The sequence below is a fragment of the Pseudarthrobacter sp. fls2-241-R2A-168 genome (assembly GCF_030209335.1).
Taxonomy (GTDB): Bacteria; Actinomycetota; Actinomycetes; order Actinomycetales; family Micrococcaceae; genus Arthrobacter.
Genome location: NZ_JARVSG010000003.1, coordinates 44006 through 57375, shown reverse-complemented (window position 1 = coordinate 57375; position 13370 = coordinate 44006). Strand labels below are relative to the sequence as shown.

Annotated in this window: 12 protein-coding genes; 6 read left to right on the top strand and 6 right to left on the bottom strand. The window is 62.3% G+C overall.

What is annotated here, in order from left to right; translation table 11 throughout:
* Positions 1-6 precede the first annotated feature (6 nt).
* Together QRN11_RS00925 and QRN11_RS00920 are read right to left on the bottom strand one after the other, a co-directional pair.
* Positions 7-798 (bottom strand): amino acid ABC transporter ATP-binding protein, encoded by a 792-nt coding sequence (locus QRN11_RS00925; RefSeq protein ID WP_285249499.1) that lies wholly within the window; start codon positions 796-798, stop codon positions 7-9.
* Positions 799-1285: 487 nt separating this feature from the next.
* Complete coding sequence (locus tag QRN11_RS00920) at positions 1286-1966, bottom strand: GntR family transcriptional regulator (RefSeq protein WP_285249498.1); 681 nt, start codon at positions 1964-1966, stop codon at positions 1286-1288.
* A gap of 298 nt (positions 1967-2264) precedes the next feature.
* Here QRN11_RS00920 and QRN11_RS00915 point away from each other — a divergent pair, with 298 nt between their 5' ends.
* The 6 genes from QRN11_RS00915 to QRN11_RS00890 all read left to right on the top strand — a co-directional run bounded on the left by QRN11_RS00915 (position 2265) and on the right by QRN11_RS00890 (position 8566).
* Positions 2265-3653, top strand: coding sequence for a protoporphyrinogen/coproporphyrinogen oxidase (locus QRN11_RS00915; protein ID WP_285249497.1), 1389 nt, complete (start codon positions 2265-2267; stop codon positions 3651-3653).
* A gap of 46 nt (positions 3654-3699) precedes the next feature.
* Positions 3700-4593 (top strand): 4-hydroxy-tetrahydrodipicolinate synthase, encoded by an 894-nt coding sequence (gene dapA / locus QRN11_RS00910; protein WP_285249496.1) that lies wholly within the window; start codon positions 3700-3702, stop codon positions 4591-4593.
* Between the two features lie 2 nt (positions 4594-4595).
* Positions 4596-6089 (top strand): aldehyde dehydrogenase family protein, encoded by a 1494-nt coding sequence (locus tag QRN11_RS00905; RefSeq protein ID WP_285249495.1) that lies wholly within the window; start codon positions 4596-4598, stop codon positions 6087-6089.
* Between the two features lie 249 nt (positions 6090-6338).
* Positions 6339-7676, top strand: coding sequence for an MFS transporter (locus QRN11_RS00900; RefSeq protein WP_285249494.1), 1338 nt, complete (start codon positions 6339-6341; stop codon positions 7674-7676).
* Between the two features lie 44 nt (positions 7677-7720).
* Positions 7721-8113 (top strand): hypothetical protein, encoded by a 393-nt coding sequence (locus QRN11_RS00895; protein ID WP_285249493.1) that lies wholly within the window; start codon positions 7721-7723, stop codon positions 8111-8113.
* A gap of 126 nt (positions 8114-8239) precedes the next feature.
* Positions 8240-8566: a CBU_0592 family membrane protein gene (locus QRN11_RS00890; protein WP_350223960.1), complete on the top strand. Its 327-nt coding sequence runs from the start codon at positions 8240-8242 to the stop codon at positions 8564-8566.
* A gap of 1162 nt (positions 8567-9728) precedes the next feature.
* Here QRN11_RS00890 and QRN11_RS00885 read toward each other — a convergent pair.
* Genes QRN11_RS00885 through QRN11_RS00870 form a run of 4 tightly spaced genes read right to left on the bottom strand, consistent with a single transcriptional unit; the run spans position 9729 to position 13339 of the window.
* Complete coding sequence (locus tag QRN11_RS00885; RefSeq protein WP_285249492.1) at positions 9729-10550, bottom strand: HTD2 family dehydratase; 822 nt, start codon at positions 10548-10550, stop codon at positions 9729-9731.
* Between the two features lies 1 nt (position 10551).
* Entirely contained in the window at positions 10552-11958 is a 1407-nt protein-coding gene (locus tag QRN11_RS00880) for an MmgE/PrpD family protein (RefSeq protein ID WP_285249491.1), read from the bottom strand.
* Between the two features lie 8 nt (positions 11959-11966).
* Positions 11967-13151 (bottom strand): cytochrome P450, encoded by a 1185-nt coding sequence (locus tag QRN11_RS00875; RefSeq protein ID WP_285249490.1) that lies wholly within the window; start codon positions 13149-13151, stop codon positions 11967-11969.
* A complete protein-coding gene (locus tag QRN11_RS00870) occupies positions 13148-13339 on the bottom strand; it encodes a ferredoxin (protein ID WP_285249489.1) in 192 nt (63 codons plus the stop codon). The genes QRN11_RS00875 and QRN11_RS00870 overlap by 4 nt, the downstream gene beginning before the upstream one ends.
* Between the last annotated feature and the right edge of the window lie 31 nt (positions 13340-13370).

Below are 13370 nucleotides of genomic sequence, written 5' to 3'. Positions count from 1 at the left end.
GCCGGATCACCTGTCCAGCACAGCTTTGAGGAACTGCCGCGTGCGTTCGTTCTGCGGGTCCGACATCACTTGGTGGCTGGGTCCGATCTCCAGCACCCCGCCGTTGCCCATGACCATGATGCGGTTTGAGACGTCCCGGGCGAAGTGCATTTCGTGCGTGACCACAAGCATGGTCATGCCCTCGTCGGCCAGGTCACGCATGACGGCGAGGACTTCCAGGCCGATCTCGGGATCAAGCGCGGATGTCGGCTCGTCAAAGAGCATCACCTTCGGGGACAACGCCAAGGCCCGGGCGATCGCGATGCGCTGCTGCTGGCCTCCGGAAAGTCGTGCAGGATAGGCTTTGGCCTTCTCGGGAAGGCCCACCCGCTTCAGCAGCCGGTTGGCGACCTCTTCGGCCTGCTCCTTGCTTGAGCCCAGCACCTTGCGCTGGGGGAGCGTGATGTTCTCCATGACGGTGAGGTGCGGGAACAGGTTGAAGCTTTGGAAGACCATTCCGGTGACCCGGCGAAGGTGATCAAGGCTCGCCTTGTCCGGCAGCTTCCCGCCCGCCACGACGTGGGCCCCGCCGATGGAGATCTCGCCCTCGGTGGGGGTCTCCAGGTAGTTCAGGCAGCGCAGGAAGGTGCTCTTGCCAGCCCCTGAGGGGCCGATGATGGAGACAACTTCACCTTCGTTCATCGTCAGATTCACATCCGACAACACGCGGCTAGCCCCGTAACTTTTGCCGAGTCCGGAGACCACGACGCCTCCAGAGAGCGCGAGCCGGGGAGCTTTCGTGCCAAAGCTTAAGCCCATCTTCGTTTCCTTCAAATAGCGGACGCCTTGACCCTGAGAGTCGGTCCAAGCTGGGTTTTCAGGGGAGCGTGACTTGCTGATCGCCGGTAACAGTGCTTGCCGGCCTGTGGTCTAAGTCACTGTATCCAGCCAGCTGCGCCCTGTCTAGATCTGTGATCACATTTCTTTTGCCAGAGAGGCGCCCCGATCCTGCATACGCCCGCCTGCCCCCACGATCCCAATCCGGGATCGAGGACGTCCTGCCGCGGGCAGGCCCTGGCGCCACCCACGCGGCCACTATCGAACCGAGCGCACCAAATCGCCTCGGACCGCCACGGCGTAATGGCGCCGGGGGGACCGGCAGGACCGGTGCCCCTCACTTCATATCGTCTAAGACCCGCCCAGGGAGAACGTGGCCGGGCGGTCCTGGCAATGGTGTAGCTGGCCCGCCCTGTGCAAGTTGGGCGGTCTACGGTATACCGGCAGGCCTACCGGGGGATATCAGGCACTAAGCAGAGTGCTGGTCGGCCAGGCGGGCCTTGATCCGCTCGCTGGCGTCCAGAAGGGAGGCACTGTTCACTGCCGCCGCCGCAGTCGGATCGCTGTTGCGGGCAGCGGTAATGAGATCCTGCTGGTAGCGCCACAGCGAGTCGTCGTTCCCGTTGTCGAGCGAGCCCTGGGCGCCCACGATCTTGTATGCGCGGCACTGTTGCCACAAGCTCCTGATCATCTGGAGCAGCACCGGGTTGCCGGCGGCCTGGTACAGGATGGCCAGCATTGCCTCGTCGTGGTCCAGCGTGGGGATGACCTGCCGCTCGTCGATCGCCTTGCGCATGAGGTCGTATTCGGCCTGCATCCGGTTGCAGTCCTCCGAGCTGACGTTTTCGCTGCCCAGTCGCGCCGCTTCGGTTTCCAGCAGCCGCCGGACGTCGTAGACGTGGATCAGCTCCTCGAAGGTTAATGTTTTGACCACCGCGCCCTTGTGCGGCTCGCGCTCGGCGAGTCCGATCTCCTCCAACCGCCGGATTGCCTCACGGACAGGCATGACGCTCGTCCCCACTTGCTCGGCCAGGTCGCGCACCTTGAGGCGTGAACCGGAGGGAAGGTCTCCGCTCAGGATCGCGGCGCGAATCATCGAATAAACCTGATCGGTCAGCAAGGTGGGCTCTGCGCGCTGGGATATGACCACAGATCAAATATACGGGTGAGCCCGGAGGCTCGGCCTTGGCTTGCCCGGCCAGTCCAAAAGATTTTGCGACAACCCCCTTGTTTGATTTGTGATCACATCCTATGGTGGTTTGTGTCACAACGCTTGGATCCCACCTGGGGGAGGGATGCGAGGTGTGGCTTGGTACCCGGTCAATGAGGCGGGTGCCCGACAAGAGACTTTTCTCCTTCTGGTGAATCTGCAGAGCCGGCCCTTACGCCAAGGACCGGGGCGTGGGGTCGCCAAAATATCAGCCTCAACACAGCTAGGAATGGGAATCATGAAAGACGCAGTTATCGTCGGTGGTGGCCTGGCCGGACTCTCCGCAGCTTGGCGGCTCCGGCACTGGGACACGGTCGTCCTGGAGTCTGGAGACCGGGTTGGCGGTCGCATCCGCTCCGAACGCCGGGGTGACTACTGGCTGAACTGGGGCGGGCACGTCTTCGCCGGAGCCGGATCATCCACGGACTCGCTGCTCAATGAGGTTGGCGTTATGGCAGTCGAGATTCCCGGGTCACTGCAGGGCCTGTCGATGAACGGCAAGTTCATCAAGAAGGGGCACATCGCCACCTACCCTTTCCGCATTCCAATGTCCCTCAACGCCCGTGTTGACACCTTCCGCGCCGGACTGAAGGTGGTCAGCGGAGTGGCAAAGTACACCGGGGTGGTCCGGAAGCGTGCGGGGGAGTCCGGTGCCATGCGGCAGCAGCGCATCTACGACTTCGAGAACGACACCTCCTTCCAGGACTTCGTCGGCAACCTCTCCGAAGACGCAGCTGCCCTGTTCAAGACCACCGTCACCCGCTCTGCCGGTGACATGGACCAGATTTCCGCCGGCGCAGGCATCGGCTACTTCAGCCTCGTCCTCGGATTCGGCCAGGGCCTCAGCCGGGGCATCGTGGGTGGCCCGTCCACCCTGACCGAGTCCATCGCAGCCGCCATGGGCGGTGACCGTATCGAACTCGGCGCCGTGGTCCACGAAGTTGTCCACAAAAAGGAATCCGTCGTGGTCCGTTACCGCCAGGGCGGCGTCGAGCGCGAAGTTGAGGCGCGCACCGTTGTCCTGGCCACCACCGCCGACGTGTCGCACAAGATTGGTGTGGATCTTCCGGAGGACCTGCGCGGGGCACTGAGCCAGATCAAGTACGGCCCGCACGTCAGCACCGCGTTCCTCACCAACGAAACCAGCGCCCGCCCCTGGGACGACCTCTATGCCATCGCAGCCCCCAAGCGTTCCTTCGCAATCGCCCTGAACCAGGCGAGCATCGTCCGCGGCACCGAGTCCGTGCGCAAGCCCGGCGGCAGCTTCATGACGTTCTCACCGGCCAGCCTGGGCAGGGCCCTGTTGGAGAAGAGCGAGGAGGACGTCATCAAGACCCACCTCACCGACCTGGACCAAATCCTTGGCCATGGCTTCGCCGACAGCGTTGTGGAGGCCAAGGTGGACCGGTGGAAGAACGCTTCCCCCTACTGCTACCCAGGCCGCGCCAGGATCCAGTCCACCCTGATGCGTGGAGCAGACCGCGTCTTCCTCGCCGGCGACTATCTGGGAACCCTCTACACCGAAAGCTCCATCACCACCGGTTTCTCCGCAGCCCAGGAGGCCGCCAGCGTACTGGCCACCCACCGCCAGGCCCCGCCTCAGGCGGACCTGTCCGTGGTCGCCTGACGCTCAAGCCCTCACCCAGCCCGCGAACTTAAAGTAAGGAACCTCCATGTCGCAGAACCTCAGCGGTGTCCTCACCGCCCTGTCCACCCCCTTCAACCAGGACGAGACGATCGACGTCCACACCCTGCGCAAGATTGTTGACCGCTCCATCGATGCCGGCGTCGACGGCGTCGTAGCCGCAGGATCCACCGGAGAGGTGGGCGCCCTGTCCTCGGAAGAGCGGCTCCTCCTCATCGACACCGTCATCAAGCAGGCCAACGGACGCGTACCGGTCATCGCCAACACCGGCGCCACGTCCACCGCCGAGGCCATCCGCCTCTCGCAGGCCGCGCAGGAGCTGGGCGCAGACGTGCTCATGCTCATCACGCCGTACTACGAACCGATGTCCCTGGAAGAGACCGTCACCTACATCAAGGACGTCGCCAGCTCCGTCACGATCCCGGTCATGCTCTACAACATCCCTGCCGTCACCGGCGTGAACCTGGACCCCGCCACCGTCCGGGCTCTGGCCGAGGAAGTGGATAACATCCGCTACATCAAGGACTCCAGCGCCAACTGGGAACAGGCACTCCAGCTGATCCACCACCACAGCGACGTCATCGGCACCTTCATCGGTTGGGATGTCTACCTTTACAGCGCATTGGTGGAGGGCGCGGCCGGTGTCATGGCCGGTACCGCCAACGTGGTCCCAAACGAAATCGTTGCAGTCAGCCGGCGCATCGCCGAGGGCGACCTTACCGGCGCCTTGAAACTCTGGAAGAACGTGTACCCGGTCATCGACGCGCTTCTGTCCGTACCGTTCATCCCCGCGGTCAAGGCCGGCCTGACCCTGCAGGGTCTTCCAGCCGGCGTGCCCAAGCGGCCCACGGCAGAGCTCAGCGCCGAGGACCACGTCCGCGTCCAGCAGGCGCTGTCCGCCCTCTACCAGACGGTGGCCTAGCAATGAGCACGACAAAGACGTCCTCGTTCAGCGTCGTCCGGGCGGAAAGCACCCCCGTTCCGTCCCTTCCGCCCTTTGGCCAATTCATCGACGGCGCGTTTGTTCCGTCCACCTCCGACACAACGGTTCACGTCGTCAACCCCGCGACTGAGGAAATCCTCACCAAGGTTCCGGCAGGTTCCGTCGAGGACGTCGACGCTGCGGTCGCTGCCGCCGTCGCGGCCAAAGAAGGCTGGGCCGCAACGACGCCCAAGGAGCCCGCCGCTGTCCTGCTGCGGATCGCGGACATCATCGAGTCAAACCGGGAACTGTTCAAAACCCTGGAGTCCGCCAACACCGGTAAGACCTCGATGGTGGCCGAAGATGACATCTCCAGCACGATCGACACATTCCGGTTTTCTGCAGGCGCAGCTCGTGCCTACAACACCCTTGGCGCAGACGACTACGCGGAGAACCACACTTCGGTGATCTTCCGCGAGCCCGTGGGCGTCGTTGGCGTCATTACGCCCTGGAACTACCCGCTACTGATGGCGGCCTGGAAGATCGCCCCCATCCTTGGTGCCGGCAACACCCTGGTACTCAAGCCGTCAGAGCAGACACCCCTGACCACCCTCAAGCTCGCCGAACTCATCACCGATGAGCTTCCCGCCGGGGTGGTGAACATTGTCACTGGCCCCGGACGGGTAGTGGGCAACAGGCTCGCCGAACACCCGGACGTGGACCTCGTGGCCATCACCGGAAGCGTGGGCAGTGGCCAAAAGGTCGCCGCAAGTGCCTCGTCCTCCGTCAAGCGCGTGCATTTGGAACTCGGTGGGAAGGCCCCCGTGGTGGTCTTCGCCGACGCCGACCTCGAAGCCGCCGCCCAAGGCGTGCGTTCCGCAGGATTCTGGAATGGCGGCCAGGAATGCGGCGCAGCCTGCCGCGTCCTGGTGCACGAGTCGGTGGCGGAAAAGTTCACCGAACTCCTGGTCCGGGAGGTCAGTGATATCTCCATCGGCACCCCCGGTACCGGGGTCGACGTCGAAATCGGTTCCATGATTTCCGGCGACCACTATGAGCGTGTCCTCGCGGCCCTGGAAGATGTCCGCAAGGACGGGCTGACCATCGCGGTGGGCGGTAATGCCATCGATGGACCCGGCTACTTCATCGAACCGACCGTCGTCACCAACGTTCCTGCCGGTGCAGCCATCGCAAGCACCGAGATCTTCGGCCCCGTGGTATCCGTGGAGACGTTCAGCACCGACGAAGAAGCCGTGGCCCGCGCCAACGAAACCATTTACGGGCTGGCGGCATCGGTGTGGACCAAGGACAGCGCCCGCTCGCTCAACGTGCCGCGGCAGCTGGACTTCGGCACCGTCTGGGTGAACTCGCACCTGGTGATCGCCACCGAGATGCCATGGGGCGGATTCAAAGGCTCCGGCTACGGCAGGGACCTTTCCAGCTACGCCCTTGACGATTTCTCACGTACAAAGCACGTTATGTACAACCGGGGCTAAACGAGTCCCTTCCCAACCAGGACGGCCTAACACCGCCTCTCTCGAGATCTGGGCGGGTGGTTCCGGGGACGCTCCCGCAGTGCGCGTCCCCGGAACCACACAGCGGTCCCAGACCTTCTCCTACACAACCTTTCCTTACACCGCAGTGCAGCCCGTTGACCCGGAGGTCAAAATGCCTGAACGCCAGCTTCTCAATGTCGCGAACACGGCGAAGACCTTAGCGTCCGTCGCAACCTGCCAGGAGTGACCATGTCATCCACACAACTTCCCAACGCACACAGGGGCCCTGCCTCAACCATCAACAAGAAGCGCTTCCTGACCAGAATGGTCACCGTCCTCATCGGCGGCATGGTCCTGGACGGCTACGTCCTCGGCATCATCGGGCCAGTAAGCGGACGAATGGCCCAAGACCTCCAGCTCACTGCACTATGGCAGGGCCTGATCGCAGCGGCCGCACTTATCGGCATCTTGGTCGGCTCCCCGATCGGTGGCTGGGCGGCCGACAAATGGGGCCGCAAACCAATCTTCATGTTCGACATCGGAGTGTTCGCGGTGGCCTCCGGGATGCAGTTCTTCATCGACTCACCCGTCTGGCTGCTCGTCGTGCGCCTTCTGATGGGCGTTGCAATCGGGACAGAGTACGCCGTCGGCTGGCCCCTGATGGCCGAGTTCTCACCTTCCCACCTGAGGGGGCGACTCATGGCAGCGATGGGTATCGCCTGGTATGGCGGATTCATGATCGCGTTCCTGACCGGGCACCTGCTCAACGAGTACACCGACCTCAGCTGGCACTTCATCCTGGGAACCAGCACCTTCATCGCCGTGGCAATCTTCCTGGCCCGACTTGGCATGCCCGAGTCGCCACGCTGGCTGTGGAGCGTCGGACGTAAAGACGAGGCCCGCGCACTCGCACTGAAATACATGCCGGAGGACGCACTCGACGACGTCCAGCACGAGGACGTCCGCAAGGGCAGCTTCAAGATGCTGTTTTCCAAGGAATACTGGCGCTCCACGCTCTTCATCTCGGGATTCTGGTTTTGCGCTGTCACACCGTACTTCGCGATTGCCACCTTCGCTGACAGCGTGCTGGAGCAGTATGGACTCGTTGGCGGGCTCGCCGGGGGAGTCGGCCTTTCCTCGATCGCCCTGGCCGGAGTCATCGTCACTTTCCTGTTGATCGAAAAGGTAGGCCGCCGTGCGCTGACCGTGCCACCGCAGTGGCTGTGCGCCATCGTGCTCGGCATCATCGGTCTGTGGGCCGGCGCCCCGGCCATCGTCGTGCTGATTCTGTTCCTGGTCTTCTCGTTCTTCAACGCCGGCTACAACACTCTCACCAACGTGTACCCGGGCGAAGTCCTGCCAACAGAGATCCGCGGGATCGGGACAGGATTCGCGGCAGCCGTGAGCAGGGTAGGAGCAGGCATCGGAACGTTCCTGCTGCCCCTATCCATGCAGAATCTCGGGCCCGGTCCCACCATGGTGATCGCTGCCGGTGTCGCCCTCGTCGGAGCTGCCCTATCCCAGTGGCTCGCCCCAGAGACTAAAGGCAAAACGCTCACCGAAGCCGCAGCCGGGTACGCACATTAACCAGGCGCCTTCAGTCGGTTTGGGACGGATCAGCCGCCCGCCCTTTGACCCGCAAAAGGGCAAAATTTTCACCTGCAGCTCCTGGCGATTCACCCCAACGTACGCCTGCCCGGGAACTGGCCGGACAAGTTCATCCTGAATTCGATGAAGACAACAACAATGGAAAGGACAACGCGGCCTTGGACATGAGACCTATCAGGGACTGGACGCTCCTTCCCGGAGCCAACGTTGAAATCCGACAGCAAGGGACCGCCGTCTGCAGCGGCTACGTAGATGCAGTCACGGATGACGGAAAAATCATCTGGGTCACTTCTCTTGGTCAGAACCGCAAACTCTATGAGAAGGATGAGTTCTACGAGGCCTGGGCAACCGAAGACAGCTGCAGCTTCCACTACAAAATCACTGCCGATGCAGATCCCGCGATGCCCTGCGACTAACGATCCTGTTGTGGCCAAGTCCCTCCACTCCTGCCGTACCAGCGCATTCAGGCACACCTCCTCCTGGCGGCTTGTATTTTCCGGTCGACCATGTAATGGCGAAGAGATTTCCAAGAAAGGGCGTTCGTGGAGTTGCTGTGGGAATTGGTGGGCTGGGCCGGGGCAATCGCCATACTCGGCGCCTTTTTGGCCGTTTCCATGGGGTGGCTCAAGGCAGGGCGGCGCTTCCAGCTGGCTAATCTCCTCGGTGCTTGCGCATTCATCGTGAACAGCGCCTTCCACGGGGCGTGGCCCTCGGTGGCCACTAATGTGGCCTGGTTTCTCATCTCAGTTGTCGCACTCTTTCGCATGCGCTCAATCCGCCCTCTGCCTGCCAATATTGCCCAGCCTCCCCTGCCGGGCATTTCCGAGCCATCGGGTGCACTTCCCGGCATAGACGTTCCAGCAAAATGAGGGCCAGCGCGACGGCGAGCCGTTGGCCTCTCATCTCTTGTCTTCGACCGAGCCCATGCCTTCGGACCACCGCCCTGATACCTAGGGACGGGATTGCCCGTTTCTACCAGCTCACTCCCCCCTAGACACTTAACGAATGGACGCCCACATCACCACGTTTGGCATCCTTGGCGTAGGTTCTATCGCCTCCTCGATCGTCATCGGTTTAAGCGAGGGTGCCGCGGAGCCATCGCAGATAGTGCTCGCTCCGCGCACCATGCTCGCTCTAAAGACCTGGCCGCCCGCTTCCGGACAGCAGCTATTGCCTCTACAAACCAAGAGGTCATCGACTAAAGCGAAGTGGTTCTCTTGTGTGTTTTGCCCTCGCAGGCGGAGGAGGTTCTGGGGCAGCTCACCTTCCGCGAGAACCAGCCTGTTGTCAGCGTAATGGCGGGCGTAAGTCTCTCCTTTCTACGCACGCTGGTGGCTCCCAGCCATCGACGTCGCGCGCAGCATCCCGACGCCCGCTGTTGCGACGCGGGTTTAGGGGAGAACGGGCGCGGAGGATGGCCAGGAAACAGACCCTCTATTGGGGGCGCTCCTCCGCCGATTCCAAAGAGCCGATTGTAATGATTTCGTCAACCTGCCGCGGACGGGTAAACCCGTATCGGCTGATTCCGCGGCCGGAACTGGTGGCGTCTACGGTCCGTCCACGGCTGTTGTCCATTCCGGTCATCCACGACTGGGAATTGGGGGCCGTAGGGGAGCTCCATGTGGCAGTGGTAGTGCTATAACTTTTGAGAATTGTCCCCGGCTGCGGTCGGGCAGACTTCACTTCTTTTTCAAACGGAGAATAATTCCGACTGATCCGAGGACCAGGCCAGGCGCGGTGTGTCATCTTGGGTGTGCATCACGCTGACGCAGTGGCAACATCGAGCACCAGGATATCCACTGCTAATACTTCAGGGTCCGGGCACACTCACCCGCCAGTGACCGTTTCACACTTGTAGTGAAGTCCGATCCATGGTGACGTTGTCAGCTCGTAGTCGGGAGAGCCTTTCAGAGGTTCTTCTTTTCTGGATTCACTCGTTGTTTCGTCCACTGTCTTTGCCTTCCCGATGAGGAGCCGCGCATACGTTTGGGTCTTGCCGACGGTGCCGTGGTCGAAGCAATGAAAGGCGTGCTAGACATCGGACAGGGTGCTAACCGCGCAGACTGCACCTTCAGCGCTGCGGGCCTCGGCACCGTTTTCGAGACCATTCGGCCCTGGAACGATGGAGAATGTCTGCGGCCTGGTCATCGGGGAGGCTAGCCGGTAAGCGAAGGTCTTCCCGACCAGGTCAATCCCTTCCCGGCGCATGTGTTCCCCCATCATCAGGGCCAGAAGGGGGCCGTGGATGACAAGCCCGTCGTAGCCCTCGTTCAGGCACCAGTCGCGGTCATAGTGAATCCTGTGTGCGTTGTACGTCAAAGCGGAGAACCGGAACAAAAGTCGTTCATCGACTGCTTGCCGCAACACTGGACCCGCGGGCGGGGCCGGAGGGGTCGGGGGTAGGGGCAGGGAGCTGGTTCCTGAAGCGCGGTAGACGATGTCCTGTTCTTCACGAATGAGGAGCTCGTCGGCTTGGAAGATGTCATGGCGAACGGTTGTGAACGTCAGCGGCCCGGTCCGGCCGACCTTCTCGACTGACCTGGCCACGGAAATGACCTTTTTCGCCGGGGCACCAATCGTGAGCTGCCCGAAGGTCGAGACCCGACCACCGGCAAACATTCTGCGCCGGTCAGGTCCTGGCGGTGCTGGAATGCCGACTGTCGGGTGGCCGTCCGGTCCGAGCTCACTCGCACGGCTGCGCTCCAGAAGGTAGAGCCAATGCCACAGTGGAGGGACCGTGGCGCCGATGCCGAAGGGGATGTCGATGTTAATGGCTGCAGCGAGGGATTCCACCGGTTCGGCAGCGATGTACTCCGTGCGTTCGATGTGGTCGGTCAAGGTATTAGATGTCATGTTAAGTCTCGCTCTTGGTCGCGTAGGCGGTAGGGCTGAGTGCCGCGATGAGGTTGTCGATGGAGGGTGAGGAATCAAGATTTTCCACGGCGTCGATGAGCTTCACAGTCGTTTCGTCGCCGTAGGGGCGGAGGAGGGCCTGTGCCTTGGCAACCACCTCGGCGTGCGTCATGGGGTTCTTTTCGGAGCCCTTGGCGTCCGTCGGGTTCCCCGCCAGGAGAGTGATCTTTTCGCCGTTGATCAGCTCGAAATCAAGGCGGGGGCCGTCCTCGAGCTGGATCGATTCGTCGAGCACCATCGAGATTTTGGCGAAGATCTCCTGGATCCGGGGCTCTGTGATGCGGGGAGGGTCGAATTGCTCCAGCCCGACAGAATGGTTCTCCAGCGCCACGCTGATGGCGTAGGGCAGGCTGAACTGGGCATCGAACACCGTCTCAATGGGGTGGACGCTGAGCATGTTGATCGCTGTCTCTCCGGCGGTCACGGTGATGGAGCGGATGTTGGACGGCCGCAGATCACGTTCAGCGATCAGTTTCATCACTGCATCAACCGTTGAGTGGCTGCCCCGGCAACACGCATAGGGCTTCAAATAGGAGGTGGAGACATTGAACGTCTCGCCAAGACCGGCAAGGACTCGTTCGGGGAAACCCTTGCCGTCCCCGTAAGTGGCATAGATTCCGCCCCATGGTGCCTCGAAGATTTGATGGGGGCCGGTGACACCCGCCCTGGCGAGGAGGGCAGCGTCGATACCTGATTCTCCGGCTTTGCCCGGGTGGACACGCTTGGTCCAGGCGCCGTCCTCGATGAAGGCCCAGACCCCTCCCGTGAACGATCCGGCGATACCAAGGGCGTCGGCAAAGGTGGCCGTGTCAAGCTGGAAGATCTTGGCGCAGGCGGCCGCGGCGGCGAACGTGCCGAAGGTACCGGTGGAATGCCACCCGCGGTCAGTGTGGGCAGCGAAACCGCCGATGCCCTGTAAGAGCCGATAGCTGATGTCGTAGCCAGCGCACGCGGCAACGATCAGCTCCTTGCCGCTGGAGCCACTGAGTTCTGCGGCAGCGATCGCGGCCGGCAGGGTGGCCGAACCGGCATGTCCCGGCCCGCCGCCGTCGTCGAAGTCACGGGCGTGGGCCGAGGTCCCGTTGGCGAGTGCTGCGTGTGCCGGGTTCAGGCGTTCGGACGTTCCCCAGACGAGGCTTGGGCCGCCATTCGAGATGCCGGTGAGGGCTTTGCGGACGCGGCGTGACTCCTCTGAGGGGATGCCGGCCATGGCGACGGCGAGTGTGTCGAGGATGTGGTCTTTGATCCCGGACACCACCTCGGGTGGGAGGTTATCGTAGCTGATTTTGGACCAGTGTTCGGCGAGCTGTTCGGTGAGGGACCGCTGCCCTTCAGGTGTGGGTGACATGGAGTACCTTAGCGTCGGGGGCCCAGGTCGACGGTGAGCTGATTAATCGTCCACCGCCCGGCGGTTTGGCTTATGGCGGATTCGGAGTCGACGACGCGGGCCTGAGGGTAGTGGCGGACGAGATGCCCGACTACTTCTTCGATCTCCACCTTGGCGAGTCCTTGTCCAAGGCAGTTGTGTGCGCCCGTACTAAACGTGAGCGGCTGGTTCCGCTCGCGGCCCAGGACGAATTCACCGGGTTTCTCGAACCTCTTCGGGTCGCGGTTGGCGGACCATACGGCTACATGCACGTCAGTCCGAGCGGGGATGGTGATGCCGCCGACCTCGATGTCTTCCATGGCAATCTTGCTCACAACACCGGTGCGCGGATAAAGACGAAGCGCTTCAATGACTGCGCTCGGGATCCAGGTGGGGTCGGCGAGGATTTGTTCCCAGACTTCTCTGTTGCGCAGCAAATTCCACACCACTAGGCCGATCTGGTGACCCGTGTTTACCGAACTCGCTTCGAGCATCGAGGTGGCTTCGTCGAAGAGTTCCTGCTCGGTGAGCTTGCCGTTGTCCGCGAGCGTCATCAGGTGGGAGAGCATGTCGTCGCCGAGACCCTGGGCGCGCTTGCGTTCCATCAGATCCCTCAGATATTCGAACAGTTCGTCGTAGGCGGCCAGGATGTCGGGTTTCAGGCTGGGATCCCTGGCCAGCAGGGCCAGCGTTCGCTCGGAAAGTTCCTGCACTTTGGGGGCGTCGGTTCGCGGAGCACCGGCGAGATGACAGTAGACCAGCGACGGGATGCGGCGATCTACGCCGGCGTGGAAGTCCACTGGCTTCGTGTCGTCGAGTTCGCCAACGATGCGGGTCACAATATCAGTGAGCATTTCCCGGGTGTTCTGCACGGTCGCCGGGCCCATGAAACGGGCAAGCGGAGTGCGCAGGCGCAGCTGTTGCGCCCCGTCCTGCATGATGATGCTTCGAGCCCGAAAACCATGCACGGCACCATCGTTGATGCCGAACTCTTCCATCAGTTTCAGCGCAGAGTTCGCGAACCGTGGATTGCGCAGAACATCTGTGGCCAGTTGGTAGGACAGGACCGAGTAACCTTCGGGACCGGAGGCGATACCTCCGCCGGGAAGCGCCCCGCCGGGGTGATCAGTCGCGTTTGCGGCGAACAGTTCGAATGCAGGCACTGTCTTCGTCATGATCGCGAGATCGCTCCCATCGGGCAGCAGAGGATGACTTCTTCGAGGTCATCCCCGCGCTCCTCCTCGACCTCGGAACGCAGCTGTTCGAGCGTGCCGTCCTGGTCGATCCGGAACACGTCGGGCATCAAGGCAGCGCAGGTGCCATTGGCATCGCAACGCTGCAGGTCCACGTTGACTTTGATCATGGGAAAGGCGCCCTTCGTCAGGATTATCAGG

Coding starts and splice junctions, on each gene's coding strand:
- QRN11_RS00925 (WP_285249499.1), bottom strand. CDS start 798: ATGGGCTTAAGCTTTGGCACGAAAGCTCCCCGGCTCGCGCTCTCTGGA.
- QRN11_RS00915 (WP_285249497.1), top strand. CDS start 2,265: ATGAAAGACGCAGTTATCGTCGGTGGTGGCCTGGCCGGACTCTCCGCA.
- dapA (WP_285249496.1), top strand. CDS start 3,700: ATGTCGCAGAACCTCAGCGGTGTCCTCACCGCCCTGTCCACCCCCTTC.
- QRN11_RS00905 (WP_285249495.1), top strand. CDS start 4,596: ATGAGCACGACAAAGACGTCCTCGTTCAGCGTCGTCCGGGCGGAAAGC.
- QRN11_RS00900 (WP_285249494.1), top strand. CDS start 6,339: ATGTCATCCACACAACTTCCCAACGCACACAGGGGCCCTGCCTCAACC.
- QRN11_RS00885 (WP_285249492.1), bottom strand. CDS start 10,550: ATGACATCTAATACCTTGACCGACCACATCGAACGCACGGAGTACATC.
- QRN11_RS00880 (WP_285249491.1), bottom strand. CDS start 11,958: ATGTCACCCACACCTGAAGGGCAGCGGTCCCTCACCGAACAGCTCGCC.
- QRN11_RS00875 (WP_285249490.1), bottom strand. CDS start 13,151: ATGACGAAGACAGTGCCTGCATTCGAACTGTTCGCCGCAAACGCGACT.
- QRN11_RS00870 (WP_285249489.1), bottom strand. CDS start 13,339: ATGATCAAAGTCAACGTGGACCTGCAGCGTTGCGATGCCAATGGCACC.